The following is a 19,106-nucleotide window of genomic DNA, read 5'->3' on the forward strand; positions in this document are numbered from 1 at the left end:
AGCCGAAAAGTATATGAACAAGATATTATTAATCATTCAAAGAGAATATTTAAGTAGGGTCAAGAAAAAATCCTTCCTGCTCACTACCTTTCTGGTGCCTCTATTTTTCATAGGGATGTATGTTGGTGTATTCTTTTTGACCAAAAAGAGTTTCGAAGACTCCAAAGCATTGATATATGTAGTCGACAACACTAAAGAAGTCGGTCAACAACTCAAGAATACAGATCAGATTACATTTACCCAATCCACCCAAGAACTCAATCAGCAGATCCAGGAAATCAAGGACCTTGATGGAAATACCAATATCCTCATGATCCCTGATGACTTTTATCAAACCCACCATATTGAATTCCTTTCTTCCGGAAAACCGAATATTGGCACCAAATCCGCAGTAGAATCACAACTGGAGGATATCTTGCTAAATTATCAGTACAAGGAACTCAATATAGACGCCTCCAAGATCAAAAGCATCGACACCAAGATCAAGACTGCTGCTAAAGAAATCACAGCCTCAGGTGAAGCCAAAGACAGTGATACAAGGATTGCAATGGGAATTGCCATGGCGCTCTCCGTATTGATCTATTTATCCCTTTTCCTTTATGGAGCCCAGGTGATGCGGGGAATTATTGAAGAAAAATCAAACCGGATCATTGAAGTCATTATTTCTTCTGTCAAGCCCTTCCAATTGATGATGGGAAAGATAATCGGGATCGGCTTGGTAGGCATCACCCAATTCGTCCTTTGGATTATCCTAAGTTTTGGATTGATCAGCATTGCTTCCAATACCTTGATCGATAAATCTGACTTTCAAAAAGAAATGATGCAGAATGCGCCACAAGGTGCTGAAATCCAAATGGACAATAATTCCATCATTACTGAAATCAGTACTGCAATGGACGCTGTAAATATCCCAGAACTTTTGATAACGTTCTTCCTGTTCTTTATTGGAGGATATATGCTTTATAGCGCACTGTTTGCAGCAGTGGGTTCAGCCGTAGATAATGAAACAGAGGCCAATCAGTTCACGATGCCCATTACAACACCTTTATTATTGGCCTACATCCTATCTTTCGGCGTACTGGTGAATAATCCGCATGGTCCAATTGCGACTTGGTTGAGCTTTATCCCGCTGACCTCCCCTATTGCTATGCTGGTTAGGATTCCTTTTGGCGTGCCAACTTGGCAAATCATCGTATCCTTTATCCTCCTCGTCGCCGGATTTATTTTCACGACTTGGGTTGCGGCAAGGATATACCGTATCGGTATTCTGATGTACGGCAAGAAAGCCAGCTTTAAGGAACTTATTAAATGGTTCCGATACAAAAGTTAGCAACCAAAAAGATACATTTTAAAAGCCCTTCTGAAAGTTAATTTTAGGAAGGGCTTTTAAATTTTTTATACCTTTACCATCGCTGTAATTAAATACAAACAGAATTCAAATGACTGATAAAATTAATCTGTCGGTATTCAAGAAGTTCTTCTCCTCGAATACATCCGGCGGTATTCTACTTTTTTTATGTGTTGTGATCTCCCTGATCATTGCAAACACCTCCTCCTCAACCGCATTCAATGAGCTTTTACAAGTTAAATTAGGTTTCGAAAACGAAACCATCCAACTACGCTACAGCCTTAAGCAATGGATTGATGATGGTTTGATGGCCATTTTCTTTCTTTTGGTAGGCCTGGAAATAAAACGTGAACTGGTGGAAGGCGAACTTTCCTCCCCTAAAAATGCAATATTGCCTATTTTGGCTGCTGTTGGTGGTGCCATTGTTCCGGCCGTAATCTATACCATTTTTAATCATGACCAAGCTTCACATCACGGTTGGGGTATTCCAATGGCAACTGATATTGCCTTTGCTCTGGCCATTATATCCCTACTCGATAAACGAGTTCCACCAAGCCTGAAAATATTCCTGGCTGCCTTGGCCATTGTCGATGACCTCTTGGCAATCTTGGTCATTGCCATCTTTTATTCTACGGAACTGCATTACACCTATTTGCTATACGCCGCAGGTATTACCGGATTATTGGTAGTTTTAAATCGTACCGGTGTAAAAAGCGTTTGGGCCTATATTATCCCAGGACTCTTCATTTGGTACTTTATCCATCACTCTGGAATCCACGCTACCATTGCCGGTGTATTGGTTGCCATGACCTTGCCAACAACACCGGATGCAACAGAATCCCCATTGGAAAAACTGGAACATGCGTTGGCAAATCCAGTAAATTTTATCATTATTCCTCTTTTTGCCCTGGTCAACACCAATATTACCATCCATAGTGAAATGGTCCACGGCCTCAATACACCACTTGGGTTAGGAATTATCCTAGGCCTCTTCTTCGGAAAGACCATTGGAATCTACCTGACCACCTGGATCTGTGTAAAAACCAAATTGGCCAATCTCCCAGATATGGCCGGATGGAAACACATGATCGGCGTAGGTATGTTGGGTGGTATTGGATTTACCATGTCTATCTTCATCTCCATGCTTTCCTTCAAAGACCCTGTATTTATAGAAGAAGCAAAATTCGCAGTTCTCATAGGTTCATTAATATCAGGTACTTGCGGGTATTTATACCTATCCTTTGTGGCAAAAAAAGATAAATTTAAAGTTGATTAAAAAATAGACGTTACAACGTCCTTTTTGCATATATATTAAAAGAATGCGCGCTTATATAAAATAATATGCGCGCATTCTACTTTTAATAAATATTATATTCAATCGGATTATCGTTATGGGAAATATTAAGCTACAGATATCTGGAAATTTATAAGGAAAAAAGGCCATAAAAAAAATAAAGCTTGAGTCAATCGGGCGACTGCTCAAGCTTTAAAAAATAACCTCTTTTATGAGGTAATCAACCTAAACCTAAGACAAAGATAGAGATTTACTTATATAAATTCCAAATTTATTGAAGGATTTAAACCGTATTCTTGTATATAAAATATTTAACTTGTTGGAAATCAGGAGAATAAAATTAAAAAAATAAAGGTTTTCAAACGGGGAGAATGAAAACCTTTAATAACCAATTATAAACCTAAATTATGATACCACAAAGATAGTGTACATTTTACACATATGCAAATCTTTTTTAAAATATTTTTTCAACCCTGCCCGTTTAGGAAGAAAATTGTTTATATTATATTTGAAAAAAACATTCAGAAATATGTTTACAGGCATTATAGAAACTTTAGGAACGGTTAAGAAAATTGAGTTGGAACAAAGCAACATTCATTACTTCATCGAATCGCCCATATCCCCTGACCTTAAAATCGACCAGAGTGTTTCCCACAACGGCGTATGTTTAACAGTGGTCGGTATTGAAGAAAATACCCATCAGGTTACGGCGATTCATGAAACACTTGAAAAAAGTAATCTAGGAAAACTCAAAGTTGGCGATATAGTGAATCTTGAAAGATGTGTCAAAGTGGATGGACGATTGGATGGACATATTGTTCAAGGCCACGTGGACCAAACCGCCATCTGTACCGCCGTTGAGCCTCAGGAAGGAAGTGTCGTATATACTTTTGAATATGATGCCGCTTTGAATAACCTGACTGTAGAAAAAGGATCCATTACCGTAAATGGCATCAGCTTAACAGTAGTGAATTCTGGCAAGAATAGCTTTTCCGTAGCAATTATCCCCTATACACTGGATAACACCAACCTCAAAACCATCGAGATTGGTTCCACCGTCAATCTGGAATTTGATATCCTTGGTAAGTATGTAAGCAAACTGCTCGCTATGAGACAATAAAAAAAAATGGGCTTTTATATTGAAAAGCCCATTACTTCTTTTTTGCGTTTTGTCTTAAATTTCTCCGGTACAATATTCAGGATTTCATTCTTCAACATGTTTATCGCATGTTTCTTGACGTAATTCTGCGGTGTCACCAAGCTGATCTCCCGCACTGGCTCCGGATTCCGGAAATAGCGTACATGCGCCAATTGGTCTTCATCATAGTTGGAAATACTCATCTCTGGAAGGATCGTCAGACCGCCATTGAGATCTACCATCCGCTTCAACGTTTCTACACTGCCCGTATTATAATCAAAGGTACCTTCTTTGGATTGGTTGTGCTTGAAATTACAGATATTCAAGACCTGACCCCGCATACAATGTCCTTCATTCAATAGCCATAGCTTTTCACTGGAAATATCCTCCACATTGATCATTTTCTTTTCATAAACAGAACTGCGATCCGATACATAGGCTACAAAAGTTTCATAAAACAACGGGATTTCTTGGATACCCGGATCATGTAATGGTGTGGAAAGGATACCACAGTCCAGTGTACCTATCTTTAATTCCTGAATGATCTGCTCCGTTGTATATTCCCAGATCTGCAATTTCAACTTGTTGTATTTCTTCATGAAATTCGAAATCACGTTCGGCAATAAATAAGGAGCAACAGTCGGGATTACCCCTATCTTTAGATCTCCAGCTAACTCGCCCCTTTCAGCTTGCAGTATCTCAGAGATCTTTTTGCTCTCCGTTAGGACTGTACGCGCTTGATCGATGATCTTTTCCCCAATTTCAGTGGGTACCACGGGCTGCCGACTTCTATCGAAAATCTTTACACCCAATGATTCTTCTAATTTTTGGATCTGCATGCTCAAAGTGGGTTGGGTTACAAAACATTTCTCAGCAGCAGCCACAAAGCTTCTATAGGTATCGACGGCAATTATGTATTCTAATTGGACTAGGGTCATGTTATAAATTTTAACTATACAAATGTAATGAAGTTATTATGCCATTTAGAATCCTAACTTAAAAAGGACATAAAACAAACAAAGCCCGGGAATCCCCAGGCTTTGTGTTAATCAACAGCTCATTTTAATGATGATGCTGCTTGTATTTCATTTCTAAATCTAAAATTATATCCCTCTTTTTACCTTCGATCAACGATAGGTTTCCGGCAACAAATACGCCCTTCTCCCCTGTCTTGGTATTCCGGATACCATAGACCGATGATTCATCTGCCGGATCTGACTCGCCTTCATAGCGATAAAGCACATCAATTTCATAAACTGCAGCCTCATCCGAAAGTTTATCAAACTCAACATTATAATCAATTGAATACCCATTCTTCGACAGATTATCTAAAGCTTCTGTCATTGTTGCATATTTAAATGTTTTATCCATTTTATATTCTTAATGTACGTTTCTTTAAAAACACATAACTTTGGCTATTGTTTCAAAATGATCATTTAATTTATTTCCTCACTATGGCTCACACACCTCCTCCAGCAAAAAATACAGCTTCAGAAGCCTTTGAAAGATTACTCGAAGTCCTGAATACATTAAGGATTGAATGTCCCTGGGACAAAAAACAGACTATGGAATCTTTAAGGCACCTGACCATTGAGGAGCTGTACGAACTTACGGATGCAATCCTTGAAAAAGACTATGAAGAAATAAAAAAAGAGTTGGGTGATATAATGATGCACTTGGTATTCTATGCTCGAATTGCAGCGGAAGAAAACAGGTTCAACATCGTAGATGTCCTAAACGCGGTATGTGACAAACTGATCATACGACATCCACACATCTATTCGGATACGGAAGTAAAGGATGATGAAGATGTAAAGCAGAACTGGGAAGCCATCAAACTTAAAGAAGGAAACAAATCCGTCCTTCAGGGAGTACCGCAAAGCCTTCCAGCTCTGGTTAAAGCTTACCGGATACAAGATAAGGTTCGTGGTGTAGGATTTGATTGGGAAGATAAAACCGAAGTCTGGAATAAAGTCGAGGAAGAATTAGCGGAATTCAAAGCTGAATTTGACCTTAAAAACGGAACTATCAATGCAGAAAAAGCGGAAGAGGAATTTGGTGACCTTCTATTCTCCTTGATCAATTATGCTCGACATATCGGTATCAATCCGGAAAATGCATTGGAAAAAACCAATAAAAAATTTATCCATCGTTTTACCTATCTAGAAACCCAAGCGGCCAAGAACGGACAGGTATTAAAGGACATGACCCTGGAAGAAATGGATGTGTACTGGAACGAAGCTAAAAAGCTGAAATAATTGTACTTGTGTTTTTTTCTTGATAACTTTAATACGGTACAAAACCTGTCGTATGCAAATTATTTTGAAGCTCCTTAAATGGTTGGGAATCGTCATTGTGTCGGTTCTCCTCATCGCCGTTGTGTATTTATATGCCACCGGAAAAGACTTCCTGCTCAAAGGGGTCTATGTCACTTACCTACATGGCCATAAAACGGCCTATCTCGATGATTACCGCTTTTTCGACAACCATGAAATTGAAACCGGAACCCCGCAGCCCTGGAACATCTCCAAAGAATATAATAGCGTTAAAATAACCGATAGCTTGAGGAGCATTCATGACAGATGGAAATCTGTGGCCTATATGATCATCCATAAAGACAGTATCTGGTTTGAAGAGTATTATGGAGGATATTCTGATTCCTCCCGATCCAACTCTTTCTCCATGGCCAAAAGCATGGTCGCCGCCCTCTTGGGAAAAACAATTGAAAGCGGACAGGTAAAGAGCTTGCAACAGAAAGTCAAGGATTTTGTTCCAGAACTGATCGGTCCCTATGCAGACTCACTTAAAATGGTTGATCTCGTTTCCATGAGCTCCGGTATGAAATGGGACGAAAGCTATTACGACCCATTTTCCATCACAACAAGATTGTACTTTGATAAAGATATCGTTGGAACTTTAGACCAGCTTCCCATCAACAACCAACCGGGACAAAAGTTCATCTATAAAAGCGGAGATACCCAATTACTTGGAATAGCGTTACAACGAGCTACGAAAAAGAGCTTATCGGAATTGCTTTCCCAATATTTCTGGAAGCCAATGGGCGCTGAGCATACTGCACTTTGGCAGGTTGACAGCAAAAAACACGGAATTGAAAAAGCCTATTGCTGTGTAGCTTCCAATGCCCGCGACTTTGCCCGATTCGGCAAATTGTACATGGACCACGGAAACTGGAATGGTCAGCAGCTTTTGGACTCTGCCTATATCAAACAATCTGTCACCAATACCTTTGCGGACTCTCCGGAATATGGATATGGCTGGTGGATTGGTAAATACAAGGACAAAGATTATTTCTATATGGATGGCCACCTTGGCCAATATGTTATTTCGATCCCGCAGGATGACTTGATCATTGTTCGTTTAGGTCATGGCATCGGTGGCAAGCCAAGATCCAATCCAGATTCCGCATTTTATAATTTCATTGACCAAGCCTATATCATGCTTGGCGACAGAATCAAAGAAAATTAGCCAAACTACTGAATTAAAGCAGTTTTAAAGATAATATTTGTATTTTTGCCCCAATGAAAGAATTAGCCGTCATCTTTGATATGGATGGTGTAATTGCCCACACTAATCCATACCACGCCAAAGCCTTTGAAGCATTTTTTGATAAGTACCAAATCCCTTATTCCGATGAGGAGTTTGAAAAACATATGTATGGCAAACATAATAGCTATATATTTACCCACTTCTTTAAAAGACCCATTGCAGGACAGGAACTTTTAAACCTTGAAATGGAAAAAGAAGGCCTGTTCAGGGAAATATATAAAGTGGAAGCGAAACCAATCCCCTTCCTACCAGATTTCCTGAGCAACTTAATAGACAACGACATTAAACTGGGAGTTGCGACCTCCGCTCCACGTGCTAATATGGACTTGATATTGGACGCCCTGGACATCCGTAGTTTCTTTAAGTCAACCCTCGGATCCGAAAATGTGGAACTGCACAAACCTCATCCTGAAGTTTACCTGAAATCATCAAATAACCTGAATATGGATCCGCAAAACTGTTTTGTATTTGAAGATTCTTTTTCCGGTGTTACTGCTGGCCTAAATGCCAATATGAATGTCATTGGGGTCCTAAGTTCCCATAAGAAAGAAGATCTGCCTGTTTGTCTCGAATATATCGACGACTATAAATACATGAATGTCGACAGGCTAAAATCACTTTACAAAGAGAATGTGGGATAATGCATTAGAACTGATCCCAACTCCAGCTGCATGGATACTCTACTTTTTCTGTGCCATGCTCATTGGCGTTTCTAAAACCGGCATCCAGAACGTAGGAACTTTTACGATCCCAATGTTTGCTCTTCTTTTTGGAGCCAAATTCTCTACAGGGATCGTTCTGATTCTCCTCTGCATGGCAGATCTCCTTGCGGTGATCTATTATAGGAAACAATTTATTTGGTCCGAAATTAAATCCATGCTCCCCTTTTCAATGATCGGACTCTTAATAGGTCTCTTTGTCGGAGAATATATAGACGATGGCACCTTTAAGTTTATCATGGGGGCCTGTATCTTTATCTCCGTCCTGTTGATGATCTGGGGAACCAACAAAGCCAAGAAAAACCAGGACGCTAAGGATTTCACCGACAATTGGTGGTATTCTCCTTCCTTCGGTCTCTTGGTCGGGTTCTCAACGATGATCGGAAATGCCGCAGGTCCAGCCCTCACCATTTACCTGCTGACCCGCAAGCTCAACAAAGTAACCTTGGTCGCAACCGGAGCTTGGTTTATCATGATCCTCAACTTCTCCAAGATACCCCTCCAGCTTTTTGTCTGGAAAAACCTGACCTGGGAAGGCATCATCCTAAATTGCCTTGCCATTCCTTTTATTCTTCTAGGAGGCTACATCGGCATAAAACTGGTCAAGATCATTCCTGAAAAAGAATTTAAGATCGTCATTCTGGCATTGGTGATTATATCATCGCTGATGTTGATGTTTGGGTGATTTTAGACATAAGACACAAGACATAAGACATTAGAGCATTTTCACCATCAGAAATATTGAGGCACGAAAAATCTCGGAAACATACCTTTTATTATCCTCAAATCCATCATGTTGAGGCACGAAATATCTAGGAACCATACCCTTTATTATCCCCACACCTGTCATGTTTAGGCACGAAACATCTCGGAACTATGCCTATTATTTTCCCCGCGCCAGTCATGTTGAGGCACGAAACATCTCGGAACTATGCCTATTATTTTCCCTGCGCCAGTCATGTTGAGGCACGAAACATCTCGGAACTATGCCTTTTATTGTCCCCTTGCCTGTCATGTTGAGGTACGAAACATCTCGGAACCATGCCTTTTATTGTCTCCATGCCTGTCATGTTTAGGCACAAAACATCTCGGAACTATAGTTAATTTGAATCTAAAATATAGTTTGTATTGGCGTACAGGTCCTGGACCTTCGGTCCAGAATGACAGGACATTTTGGTGGAGAATCGTACAGATTCCTCACTGATCGTTCAGAATAAGAGTAAACAAAAAACACTTCCCTAATCCCTTTAATCCTGGTTCAAATCCAGATCTTGGCCCATCCTCACATCCTTTCCATCCTGGTTTAAACAAAAAAAGACACAAGAAAGTTCTAATTTCTTGTGTCTATTGTCTTATGTCTAAAAACCAAAAGGGAGTCTTCTACGACTCCCTTTTTGGTTTTTATTAAAATGATGTTGTATCCACCGGAACTTCTGAATTTTCGGTTTCAGGAGCTTTATCGATCAACTCCATAAACTGATCCAGTTTAGGGGTAATGATAATCTGTGTTCTACGGTTTTTAGATTTACCATCTGCGCTGGCGTTGCTGGCGACAGGGTTATATTCACCACGTCCACCGGCTGTCAAACGCTTAGGATCAACTCCATAGGTGTTCTGCAATGCTTGAACGACTGATGAGGCTCTCAATGTACTTAAATCCCAGTTGTTGCGGATATTAGGCTTTGAGATCGGATCCGTATCGGTATTACCTTCGATCAGCACATCGTAATCTTTGTAATCTTGGATGATCTTGGCAATTTTCGACAAGGTCTCTCCTGCACGGTCTGAAATCTCATAACTACCTGACTTATATAACATATTATCAGACAATGAAATATAAACCACACCTTTTAATACTTGAACATCCACATCGTTCATTTCTTCACGACTTAATGAACGTGTCAAGTTGTTTGTCAACACCATATTAAGTGAATCACTTTTTTGTTTGGTGTTTACTAAGTGCTGAATGTATTTATTGGAAGCATTGATTTCATCGACCAATTTGGAAATATTGACATTTCCTTGGGTATTTTGGTTGATACTGTTATCCAATGTTCCCTGAAGTTTAGCTAAGGCCTCTCTTAAGCCCGCATTGTTCTTGCGTTCTTGCTCAAGTTGTTCCTCCAAGCTCTTCACTCTGGTTTTACTTTCTGCAAGGTCTAACTGACTCTGATTATATTTATCACCCAGTTCCTTATATTGAGCTTCCAAAGCTCGGTGAGTCTTCTTGCTTACACCACATGAGGTAATAAACAAGGCTGACATCAACAGTAATGGTACGCTAATTCTTTTAATCATAACGCTTGATTTTATTTGTATTCTTATAATGTTACGCTACTGTTAAGCAAAAGGAATGCCTTTTATGCAAAATTAGCATTCCGCCAAAACAGATTTTCTAAATAATCCCCTGTTTTACCCCTATAAGCAGCGAATATTTAAAAATATTTTATTTTAAATTTAAGCTCTTTCCTTTGAATAAACCAAAAGAAAATCTTATAGTTTTATTACAAAACAATAAAAAATACATCCTATTCAATTCCATCAAGGGTAAGCTGTAAAGCAATTTGTTTTTTGGTAATGGACAAGTAACAAAGGCATGTAATTTTTATTAGAATGTGATGACATAGGTAGGTAAGTAATAAGAAAATGGGTATTGAAATTTAGAGATAGGAACCCCATCGGGCAATGTCATTAAGTTAAGGAAAAAAATACTTATTCTCCGTTACTTTTGAAGCCCAAAAGTAACCAAAACGCTTCGGCCCATTTAAGGTGGCTTTTCGCACGGTCATCCGCACATGGACAAGAATGCCTTGTTGTCGGGGATATCTTCCTTCAAAACTCTCCTTTTTGATGGAGAATTTTGAAGGAAGCATCCCAAGGCCAATCCCATCGCACGGGGCATCGGCATTCTTTCCATCTCTCCGCCACTGGAAATGAGCCGGTTGCTAAAGGACTTCCTGCGGAAGGATTGTTGTTTGTATAAATTGAGAACCCCTGGAAGGGGTGACATCTTTGTAGAAAATCGGATTGTTCAACGAAATGTTGTTCCAAATATCTTCCCGAAGAAAGAAAAATAGTTCGTTCGCTCTACTCACGATGACAGCATTCCTAAAATTAACAACAATAGATTCTTCGTTTCACTCTGAATCCCTCTTTAGCGCATGTTGATTCTGAACGATCAGTGAGGAATCTGTACGTTTCTCCTCCCAAAACTGCCTGTCATTCTGGTCCGAAGGTACAGGAACTGTACGCCAATGCAATCATAGCTAAATTTAGGTTCGCATTGTTCCGAGATCCTTCCTGCGTCAGGACGACAATTTGGTGGTAACTGAAGAATTGTGAACTGTACGCCAATGCAATCATAACTAAATTTAGGTTTTCATTGTTCCGAGATCCTTCCTGCGTCAGGACGACAATTTGGTGGCAACCGAAGGTAAAGGAACTATTCACCAAGACAATCATAGCTAAATTTAGGTTTTCATTGTTCCGAGATCCTTCCTACGTCAGGATAACAATTAGGTGCTAACCGAAGGAAAGAATAGTTCACCAATTACCTTCCCAAAGGAGGATAAAATTCTGTCGATTGCATAGTTTCTATCTTATCCTTATTCGAGACATAGTCGGGACACATTCGAACATCTGTTTGAAATTATTTTATCCATTTTGCGAATTTTCGGAATATGCCTCGAATAAGGTCAAATTAGTCTCAAAGAAAAAAGGATTGAAATCGGGGAGATTTCAATCCTTAACTAACCAATTATTAACCTAAATTATGAATACTATCTTATACTCAAAACCTATGCCAAAAAATCAAACCTATAATTTTTTTGCTCAATTTAGCTTAGGAAGCTTAAATACCGATCATTAATGATAATTTTGTCCATGCAACATTTGAACACCTATCTAAAAAATCTGAACATCGAAGCACTAAATCCTATGCAGGAAGAGGTATTAAAAGAGTTCAGTACATCCCGTGACCTTGTACTCCTATCTCCTACTGGTTCTGGTAAGACACTAGCATTTAGTTTGTTATTGTTCAAATTATTGGGTGACAACATCAGTAAAGGTACTAAAGCCATGATCGTTGTGCCTACTCGTGAGCTAGCATTGCAGATCGAATCGGTTATCAAGCAAATGAACAGTGCTATCAATGTTGCCTTATTATATGGCGGAAACAACAGCCAACTGGAGAAAGATAAAATAAAACAGCAACCTACTTTGATCATCGGTACTCCCGGAAGGATCATCTATCATATCGACCGCGTTCCTACACTTTTGGAAGGTTGCCATACATTGGTATTGGATGAATTCGATAAATCACTGGAATTAGGTTTCCAGGACCAATTAAGCTATATCGTCAGGGCATGTAGAGATGTGAAGCATAAGATCCTGACATCTGCAACAGATATGGAAGAGATTCCAGCGTTCCTGGAATTGAATGACCCAATTAAATTGGATTATGTAGATAACCACGGTTTAAGACCAGACCTGACTTACTATAAGGTCATGAGCAGTACTAAATTAAAACTGGAGTCCCTGTTCAAATTGCTTTGTAAAATTGGGAACGAACGGGTTTTGGTTTTCTGTAACCATAGGGAAGCTGTAGATAATATTTCCGAGATATTGGAAGGGAAAGGGATCGAGAGCATTCCTTACCATGGAGGATTGGAACAGTTTGTCCGTGAGTTGACAATCATTAAGATCAAGAATGGCAGCCAGAACATTTTGGTGACCACGGATTTAGCCGCCAGAGGTTTGGATATCCCTGAAATGAACCATGTGGTACACTATCAATTCCCTTATAAGGAGGATGAATTTATCCATAGAAACGGACGTGCAGGCAGAAATGGACAAAAGGGCTATGTATATGGTATCCTGACCGATGAGGATCGCGCAGCTCATTATCTAGAAGGTGCGGAGACCCTTGAATTGGATGGCTTCTATCCTATTCCTGAAGAACCAGAATTTAAGACCTTAAGGATCAATGCCGGGAAGAAACAGAAGGTCAACAAGATCGATATCGTAGGATATATCTTGAACTTACCCGAGATTAGCAAAGATGATTTAGGTTTGATCGTAGTGAAACCTCATGATTCCTATGTGGCTATCCGTTCAGAAGTCGCCAATAAGGTTGTCAAAAATGGCACTAACGGTAAAATCAAGGGACAAAAAGTCAGGATAAACCTAATCTAATTTCTTGATATACTGCAGGATGATATCGGGAACAAGGTGACTGATATCTCCATTGTTTTTCCAGATATCGCGAACAATAGTAGAAGAAATATGAGCCTCTCCGCTCCTGCTTACCAAAAAGTAAGTCTCGATCTGAGGGGCCAATAACAAATTGTTCTGAGCAATGATATTTTCGTAATCGAGATCGGTACCATTTCGCAGACCCCTTAAAATAAAATTAGCTCCAATAGATTCACAGTAATCAACGGTCAGACCATTATAGAATTCGACCTCCACTTGATCATTGTCTCTATAAAGGTCCGTAATTGAAGATCGGCGGCTTTCTACATCCATCATTCCCACCTTGGAACTATTTACACCAATAGCAATATATATCTTATCAAAGAGAGGCAATGCTCTTTTTATTAAATCCTGATGGGCAATGGTGAAAGGATCAAAGGATCCTGGAAAGACAGCTATTTTCATAATTATTTAGAATAAAAGCTAAATGAGGAATTCCCATATTGCCTGGTTTCGACAAAATTGGGGTGATCGATCATTTTGCGGTTACTAGGATGTTCGACAATCAAAAGACCTCCATCCTTTAAGAGGTTATTTTCAAGAACCATGGAAGCCAACATCGGCAATTGACCTAAATCATAGGGAGGATCTGCAAAAATCAAATCATAGCTTTCCTTATCCGCTTTAATAAACTTAAAAACATCAGCCTTTCTAGCCTTGATCTGGGAAAGATCTAATTTTTTAGAAGTCTCCGAAATATATAGGACACATTTTCCATGCAAGTCCACAGCATTTACCTTCTTAACCCCTCGAGACGCCAATTCAAAGGATATATTACCTGTTCCAGCAAATAAATCTAAGCATTCCAGTCCATCAAAATCAATCCTATTGTTCAAGATATTGAACAGGGCTTCTTTTGCAATATCCGTCGTTGGTCTTACAGGAAGGTTTTGCGGAGGGTTTAACCGCAGTCCGGCAGCCTTTCCTCCTATTATTCGCATGTAGGTAAATCTATTAAGTAGCTTTTGTTGTAATCCTCAGATTCATCATCTAAAGAAACAGCTGGTTTACTTGCCGAAATTTCAATCAGTTCGTTAGAATAGGTTCTCAGTTTTTGAATAAAGGATTGGTCTGCATGGATAGCAGAATATAGGACTTTATTAACCTTTCCTTCAATTCCAAAGTTATCGAAGATGTTCAAGATAAAGTAACTCAGGTCATCATCGCTTACAATCTCGAAGGTATTATAAAACTTGAAATGACCATTTATAAATAGATAGATATCAGCTGAGTTATCATCAAAAACAACACCTAACACATCGCCTTTTAAAGGAATGAATTGTCTAGCCTGAAGCAGGTTGAGTTTAAATTCAGGAACAAATTTAGCGTCAGGAAAAAGTGTTTTCCATCGGTGTTGCAATAATACATCCGATTGGTAAAATGCCTGGATTTGCAAGAAATCGATCGAAGTGCGATTCATTTCCTGAGCAGGATTCTCCATAAATTCCTGATATTTCTCCAGATCTACTTCTTGATAAAGGTCATCCGGTACAAAAGTCAGGTTATGGCTTGGAATACTGACATAAACATTTTGAAAAGGTAAGCTCAATAGCTTGAGTGCCTCTTCAGAAGGATTATGGCTTTCAAAGTTCATGTACAGCAAAAGTTGATTGTCTTGATCCAAAACATATAATTTATCATACTGATAATTTGCTTTAACGATCAGGGTGTATTGCGTTATATAATGAATATGAAATTGTTTTGAAGTATAATTCATTCTTTGCAGATGGTATAAACACAAAATTAGTTTTTAAAATTGGATTGACCAACCTTTTGGATAACTTTGGGTTGTGCAGATAAAAAACAGCCTTTTACAACAGTTTTCACACCAAGCAACGCAACAGCAGGAACAGGTATTTGCCCTACTGGGGGAATTTTTGCATACCTTTTCTGAGGAATCATGCTTTATACTAAAAGGTTATGCAGGTACAGGAAAGACCAGCATCATCAGTGCATTGGTCAAAACACTTCCAAAATTCCAGAAGAGATCTGTATTATTGGCACCGACTGGACGAGCTGCAAAGGTGATGTCCTCCTATTCGGGCAGGAATGCACTGACCATCCATAAAAAAATCTACAGAAAGAAAAATGCGGTTTCCCTGGACATGCAGTTCAGTTTAGCTGAAAACATACACGAAAACACGCTTTTTATTGTTGACGAGGCATCCATGATCAGCAATGAAGGCCATAGTATGTTTTCCAATGGACTATTGCATGACCTGATCGAGTTTGTGCAATCCGGTGAGAACTGCTGCTTGATGCTGGTTGGAGATACGGCGCAGTTGCCACCCATAGGCTTGGAACAGAGCCCCGCATTGGACGCTGAATATATGAATGCAGAATTCGGTTTGCAGATATTCACCTATGAAATGACCGATGTGGTCCGTCAGGACAAAAATTCAGGAATTCTCTATAATGCCACCAAAATCAGGAATGAGATCCGATTGGATGAGGAGTTTGTAGAATACAGCTATCCTCAGTTTGTCACCAAAGCCTTCAAGGATATCTTTCGGATGAATGGTGAGCGGCTGATTGAAGGATTGCACTATGCCTATGATAAATTTGGCATCGAAAACTCCATGGTCATTTGCCGCTCCAATAAATCAGCAAACCTTTATAATCAGCATATCCGAAACCAGATCCTCTTTAGAGATGAGGAAATTACTGGTGGTGACATCATCATGGTGGTCAAGAATAACTATTATTGGTTACAGGACAACGATGAGAAGAACACTGGGTTTATTGCCAATGGGGATATGGCAGTCATCAAGAAAGTAAGTAATGTACATGAGATGCACGGCTTTAGGTTTGCCGATCTCTACCTCGAGTTTATGGACAACAATGAAGGGGATGCAATCCGATGTCGGGTCTTATTGGATAGTCTCTATGTAGATTCTCCAAATCTTCCTTACGAGCAACAACAGAAACTGTATAACAGTATCGCTGAGGATTATCAGGATATTCCTGCCAAAAAAGATAGGATGGATTCCATCAAAAAAGACGCCTATTACAATGCCCTACAGATCAAGTTTGCTTATGCGATAACCTGTCATAAAGCCCAGGGTGGACAGTGGCCATTGGTTTTCGTTGACCAAGGCTACATGAACGATGAAATGCTGAACACGGAGTTCATGCGCTGGTTATATACGGCCATCACCCGTGCAAGCCAAGAGCTATTCCTGGTTAATTTCAACGAAAAGTTTTACGAAGCCTAATCCTATCAAAAATAATACATGATAGCTTCTTTTTTGGGTCAATAATTGGATATTTTCGCTGAATCAAATATTGACTAAATTACTCAAATGAAGCATTTTTTAACCTTTGTCCTATTGCTAAGTTTTATAATTTCTCAAGGACAAGAAAAATCTACCTTAACCAAACCAAACTACCAATTGGCTTCTAAGTTTTCACCAAGCAAACTTAGTAAATTGATCTTCTCTACAGAGGTCAATCCCAATTGGATAAATTTTGGTGATAAATTCTGGTACGAATACAATAGTCCATCAGGCAAAAAATGGTACCTGGTAGATCCAAAAACCAAAAAGAAGTCTGAATTGTTTGACCATGCTGATATGGCTTCCAGGATCACTTCCATTGTCAAAAACCCATTTGATGCACAACATCTAGAAATCAGGAACCTTCGTTTCATGGATAATGAAAACCTGATTCGATTCGAAGTACAAAGCACAAAGGATACAGTAAAAACAAAAGAAGAAATCCAAAAGCTGACGAACAAGAAAGATACCATCAAAAAGAAGCTGTATTATTTCGAATATAACATCAGCAACAGCAATCTAAGGGAATTAGGTGAAGACAGTAAGGAAAAGACCAAACTGTTCTGGGCAAATTTCAATCCGGATACCAGCAGGGTCTATTATGCCAAGAACTATAATCTATATTGGATGGATTATAGCAATTACCTAAAGGCCCAAAAAGATGAGAAGGATTCCACGATAGTTGAGCATCAGATCACCACAGATGGTGTACAATATTATGCCTGGGGTGGGGATGAATACAGTGTCACGACAGGTGATAAGAAATCCGAAGATGAGGAGAAGAAAAAAAGAAAACCTGTTTGGATCAATTGGTCACCTAATGGAAAATATTTCACTTTGACCCGCAAAGATAACCGAGAATACAGCGCATTATGGGTGATTAACAATGTAGCAGCAAAACGCCCTACCTTGGAAACCTACAAATACCTGATGCCAGGTGAAACCGATTCCACTGAAGTTGAGCTTTATTTATTCGATAGTAGTACATTAAAAGCAAAGCAGATCAATGTAGCTGCTTTCAAAAATCAAACGATCAGCAACTGGAATAAGGACAGAACAAAAGAAAGCTACAAAGGCAAACATTACATCAACTATTGGTTGGGGAACGATGAAGAATTCTATATAGCCAGATCCAGTCGCGATTTGAAGCGTATAGATATTGTTGCCGTAAATGTGAACGGAAACAGCAGAACGGTATTAGAAGAGCGTTCGAATGTTTACCAAGATATCAAAAAGCCTTATTTCGTCAATAATGGCAGTCAATTTATCCATTGGTCCCAGAGAGATGGTTGGGGACATTTCTATCTGTATGATAAAAATGGAAGAATGATCAATCAGATCACCAAAGGTGAATTCCACTGTGACGATTTGACCCGTTACAATGAGGAATCAGGAACCTTGTACTTCAAGGCGAATGGTAAGGAAAAAAACATGGATCCTTACTATTCGTATTATTACTCCGTAAATAAGAGCGGTGGTGCGATAAAATTATTGACCCCGGGAGACTTCGACCATCAGGTCGTGAGCAGTGAAAGCAGTAATTACTTCATTGATAATTATTCTAGGGTAAATACAGCTCCAGTTAGCAACCTATACAATGCTAACGGACAGCTGATTATGAAACTGGAAGAAACCGATCTATCAAACCTATTTGCAGCAGGCTATAAATTCCCTGAGCCTTTTAAGGTTAAAGCTGGAGATGGGATAACTGACCTATATGGCGTGATGTACAAGCCATTCGACTTTGATTCAACAAAAACCTATCCTATCATTGAATATGTTTATCCAGGACCACAGACTGAAGCAGTAAACAAAAGCTTTGGAAAATCCATGGACAGGATCGACAGATTGGCACAGATGGGTTTTATCGTGATCTCAGTAGGTAACCGTGGCGGACATCCTTCCCGTTCAAAATGGTACCATACCTATGGTTATGGAAACCTTCGCGATTATGGATTGGAAGATAAAAAGGTCGCAGCTGAACAATTAGCCGATAAATATCCGTTTATAGATATCAGTAAAGTTGGGATTACCGGGCATTCAGGCGGAGGTTTCATGTCTACGGCCGCTATGTTGGTCTACCCAGATTTCTTTAAGGTCGCTGTTTCTGGCGCAGGTAACCATGAAAACAACATCTATAACCGTTGGTGGAGCGAAAGGCACCACGGCGTGAAAGAAGAAATCAGTGCAAAAGGCGACACCACCTTTAGCTATAATATCCAACGGAACACAGAACTGGCAAAGAATTTAAAAGGAAAATTATTGATCGTAACTGGGGATATTGACAATAATGTGCATCCAGCGAATTCAATCCGCATGGTAGATGCTTTAATCAGAGCCAATAAAAGGTTTGATTTCCTATTATTGCCAGGTCAAAGACATGGATTTGGCGATATGACCGAATATTTCTTTTGGAGAATGGCAGATTACTTCAGTCAGCATCTCTTAGGTGCATCTGAAATGAATGAAGTCGATATGATGGAAATGAATCGGGAAAAACCGCTCAAATAAA

18 protein-coding genes are annotated in these 19,106 nt (G+C 39.4%); 10 read left to right on the forward strand and 8 right to left on the reverse strand.

Annotated elements, in window-relative coordinates; all coding sequences use genetic code 11:
• Window positions 1-13: 13 nt before the first annotated feature.
• The 3 genes from ACWIB3_RS06415 (at window position 14) to ACWIB3_RS06425 (ending at window position 3,762) form a co-directional block, all read left to right on the forward strand.
• Entirely contained in the window at window positions 14-1,330 is a 1,317-nt protein-coding gene (locus ACWIB3_RS06415; RefSeq protein WP_254527209.1) for an ABC transporter permease, read from the forward strand.
• A 109-nt stretch (window positions 1,331-1,439) separates the two neighbouring features.
• Window positions 1,440-2,624, forward strand: a complete 1,185-nt coding sequence (gene nhaA / locus ACWIB3_RS06420) for a Na+/H+ antiporter NhaA (protein WP_454291206.1) — start codon at window positions 1,440-1,442, stop codon at window positions 2,622-2,624.
• Window positions 2,625-3,171: 547 nt separating this feature from the next.
• Window positions 3,172-3,762 (forward strand): riboflavin synthase, encoded by a 591-nt coding sequence (locus ACWIB3_RS06425; protein ID WP_185216354.1) that lies wholly within the window; start codon window positions 3,172-3,174, stop codon window positions 3,760-3,762.
• 14 nt (window positions 3,763-3,776) lie between these two features.
• Here the strand turns inward: ACWIB3_RS06425 and ACWIB3_RS06430 are convergent, their stop codons facing one another.
• On the reverse strand, window positions 3,777-4,718 hold the full coding sequence (locus tag ACWIB3_RS06430) for a hydrogen peroxide-inducible genes activator (protein ID WP_454291207.1): 942 nt from the start codon (window positions 4,716-4,718) through the stop codon (window positions 3,777-3,779).
• 124 nt (window positions 4,719-4,842) lie between these two features.
• On the reverse strand, window positions 4,843-5,124 hold the full coding sequence (locus ACWIB3_RS06435) for a hypothetical protein (protein WP_237235784.1): 282 nt from the start codon (window positions 5,122-5,124) through the stop codon (window positions 4,843-4,845).
• Window positions 5,125-5,234: 110 nt separating this feature from the next.
• Here ACWIB3_RS06435 and mazG point away from each other — a divergent pair, with 110 nt between their 5' ends.
• From mazG to ACWIB3_RS06455, 4 genes are read left to right on the forward strand one after another with little or no spacing between them, the layout of a single operon-like run.
• Window positions 5,235-6,038 carry a nucleoside triphosphate pyrophosphohydrolase gene (gene mazG, locus ACWIB3_RS06440; RefSeq protein ID WP_185212179.1) on the forward strand — a complete coding sequence of 268 codons (804 nt, stop codon included), beginning with the start codon at window positions 5,235-5,237 and terminating at the stop codon, window positions 6,036-6,038.
• A 52-nt stretch (window positions 6,039-6,090) separates the two neighbouring features.
• Window positions 6,091-7,266 (forward strand): serine hydrolase domain-containing protein, encoded by a 1,176-nt coding sequence (locus ACWIB3_RS06445; protein ID WP_454291208.1) that lies wholly within the window; start codon window positions 6,091-6,093, stop codon window positions 7,264-7,266.
• A 53-nt stretch (window positions 7,267-7,319) separates the two neighbouring features.
• Window positions 7,320-7,988: an HAD family hydrolase gene (locus ACWIB3_RS06450; RefSeq protein ID WP_454291209.1), complete on the forward strand. Its 669-nt coding sequence runs from the start codon at window positions 7,320-7,322 to the stop codon at window positions 7,986-7,988.
• On the forward strand, window positions 7,978-8,751 hold the full coding sequence (locus ACWIB3_RS06455) for a sulfite exporter TauE/SafE family protein (RefSeq protein WP_454291210.1): 774 nt from the start codon (window positions 7,978-7,980) through the stop codon (window positions 8,749-8,751). Before ACWIB3_RS06450 ends, ACWIB3_RS06455 begins: the two co-directional genes overlap by 11 nt.
• 719 nt (window positions 8,752-9,470) lie before the next feature.
• Here the strand turns inward: ACWIB3_RS06455 and ACWIB3_RS06460 are convergent.
• From ACWIB3_RS06460 to ACWIB3_RS06470, 3 genes are all read right to left on the reverse strand, one after another.
• Window positions 9,471-10,364: an OmpA family protein gene (locus tag ACWIB3_RS06460; protein WP_185212183.1), complete on the reverse strand. Its 894-nt coding sequence runs from the start codon at window positions 10,362-10,364 to the stop codon at window positions 9,471-9,473.
• Window positions 10,365-10,851: 487 nt separating this feature from the next.
• Window positions 10,852-11,076: a hypothetical protein gene (locus tag ACWIB3_RS06465; protein WP_313259302.1), complete on the reverse strand. Its 225-nt coding sequence runs from the start codon at window positions 11,074-11,076 to the stop codon at window positions 10,852-10,854.
• A gap of 209 nt (window positions 11,077-11,285) precedes the next feature.
• Window positions 11,286-11,528, reverse strand: a complete 243-nt coding sequence (locus tag ACWIB3_RS06470; protein WP_313259304.1) for a hypothetical protein — start codon at window positions 11,526-11,528, stop codon at window positions 11,286-11,288.
• Window positions 11,529-11,948: 420 nt separating this feature from the next.
• On the opposite strand from ACWIB3_RS06470, the gene ACWIB3_RS06475 reads away from it, so the two are divergent.
• The gene (locus ACWIB3_RS06475) at window positions 11,949-13,259 is read left to right on the forward strand and encodes a DEAD/DEAH box helicase (RefSeq protein WP_454291211.1); all 1,311 of its coding nucleotides are present in this window, start codon (window positions 11,949-11,951) and stop codon (window positions 13,257-13,259) included.
• On the opposite strand, the gene coaD is transcribed toward ACWIB3_RS06475, so the two are convergent.
• From coaD to ACWIB3_RS06490, 3 genes are read right to left on the reverse strand one after another with little or no spacing between them, the layout of a single operon-like run.
• The gene (coaD, locus tag ACWIB3_RS06480; protein WP_185212185.1) at window positions 13,251-13,724 is read right to left on the reverse strand and encodes a pantetheine-phosphate adenylyltransferase; all 474 of its coding nucleotides are present in this window, start codon (window positions 13,722-13,724) and stop codon (window positions 13,251-13,253) included. The two genes, ACWIB3_RS06475 and coaD, sit on opposite strands and share 9 nt — an antisense overlap.
• A 2-nt stretch (window positions 13,725-13,726) precedes the next feature.
• Complete coding sequence (gene rsmD, locus ACWIB3_RS06485) at window positions 13,727-14,260, reverse strand: 16S rRNA (guanine(966)-N(2))-methyltransferase RsmD (RefSeq protein ID WP_313259308.1); 534 nt, start codon at window positions 14,258-14,260, stop codon at window positions 13,727-13,729.
• The gene (locus ACWIB3_RS06490) at window positions 14,251-15,036 is read right to left on the reverse strand and encodes a DUF3822 family protein (RefSeq protein ID WP_454291212.1); all 786 of its coding nucleotides are present in this window, start codon (window positions 15,034-15,036) and stop codon (window positions 14,251-14,253) included. Before ACWIB3_RS06490 ends, rsmD begins: the two co-directional genes overlap by 10 nt.
• Window positions 15,037-15,109: 73 nt before the next feature.
• Between ACWIB3_RS06490 and ACWIB3_RS06495 the strand changes: the two genes are divergently transcribed.
• Window positions 15,110-16,534: an ATP-dependent DNA helicase gene (locus ACWIB3_RS06495; protein ID WP_454291213.1), complete on the forward strand. Its 1,425-nt coding sequence runs from the start codon at window positions 15,110-15,112 to the stop codon at window positions 16,532-16,534.
• A gap of 87 nt (window positions 16,535-16,621) precedes the next feature.
• A complete protein-coding gene (locus ACWIB3_RS06500; protein WP_454291214.1) occupies window positions 16,622-19,105 on the forward strand; it encodes a DPP IV N-terminal domain-containing protein in 2,484 nt (827 codons plus the stop codon).
• Window position 19,106: the final 1 nt, after the last annotated feature.

The organism is Sphingobacterium sp. NPDC055431 (assembly GCF_053644255.1).

What these genes read in the sequence shown, in the direction of transcription:
- ACWIB3_RS06415 (WP_254527209.1), top strand. Translation starts at nt 14, where the DNA reads ATGAACAAGATATTATTAATCATTCAAAGAGAATATTTAAGTAGGGTC.
- nhaA (WP_454291206.1), top strand. Translation starts at nt 1,440, where the DNA reads ATGACTGATAAAATTAATCTGTCGGTATTCAAGAAGTTCTTCTCCTCG.
- ACWIB3_RS06425 (WP_185216354.1), top strand. Translation starts at nt 3,172, where the DNA reads ATGTTTACAGGCATTATAGAAACTTTAGGAACGGTTAAGAAAATTGAG.
- ACWIB3_RS06430 (WP_454291207.1), bottom strand. Translation starts at nt 4,718, where the DNA reads ATGACCCTAGTCCAATTAGAATACATAATTGCCGTCGATACCTATAGA.
- ACWIB3_RS06435 (WP_237235784.1), bottom strand. Translation starts at nt 5,124, where the DNA reads ATGACAGAAGCTTTAGATAATCTGTCGAAGAATGGGTATTCAATTGAT.
- mazG (WP_185212179.1), top strand. Translation starts at nt 5,235, where the DNA reads ATGGCTCACACACCTCCTCCAGCAAAAAATACAGCTTCAGAAGCCTTT.
- ACWIB3_RS06445 (WP_454291208.1), top strand. Translation starts at nt 6,091, where the DNA reads ATGCAAATTATTTTGAAGCTCCTTAAATGGTTGGGAATCGTCATTGTG.
- ACWIB3_RS06450 (WP_454291209.1), top strand. Translation starts at nt 7,320, where the DNA reads ATGAAAGAATTAGCCGTCATCTTTGATATGGATGGTGTAATTGCCCAC.
- ACWIB3_RS06455 (WP_454291210.1), top strand. Translation starts at nt 7,978, where the DNA reads ATGTGGGATAATGCATTAGAACTGATCCCAACTCCAGCTGCATGGATA.
- ACWIB3_RS06460 (WP_185212183.1), bottom strand. Translation starts at nt 10,364, where the DNA reads ATGATTAAAAGAATTAGCGTACCATTACTGTTGATGTCAGCCTTGTTT.
- ACWIB3_RS06465 (WP_313259302.1), bottom strand. Translation starts at nt 11,076, where the DNA reads ATGTCACCCCTTCCAGGGGTTCTCAATTTATACAAACAACAATCCTTC.
- ACWIB3_RS06470 (WP_313259304.1), bottom strand. Translation starts at nt 11,528, where the DNA reads ATGATTGTCTTGGTGAATAGTTCCTTTACCTTCGGTTGCCACCAAATT.
- ACWIB3_RS06475 (WP_454291211.1), top strand. Translation starts at nt 11,949, where the DNA reads ATGCAACATTTGAACACCTATCTAAAAAATCTGAACATCGAAGCACTA.
- coaD (WP_185212185.1), bottom strand. Translation starts at nt 13,724, where the DNA reads ATGAAAATAGCTGTCTTTCCAGGATCCTTTGATCCTTTCACCATTGCC.
- rsmD (WP_313259308.1), bottom strand. Translation starts at nt 14,260, where the DNA reads ATGCGAATAATAGGAGGAAAGGCTGCCGGACTGCGGTTAAACCCTCCG.
- ACWIB3_RS06490 (WP_454291212.1), bottom strand. Translation starts at nt 15,036, where the DNA reads ATGAATTATACTTCAAAACAATTTCATATTCATTATATAACGCAATAC.
- ACWIB3_RS06500 (WP_454291214.1), top strand. Translation starts at nt 16,622, where the DNA reads ATGAAGCATTTTTTAACCTTTGTCCTATTGCTAAGTTTTATAATTTCT.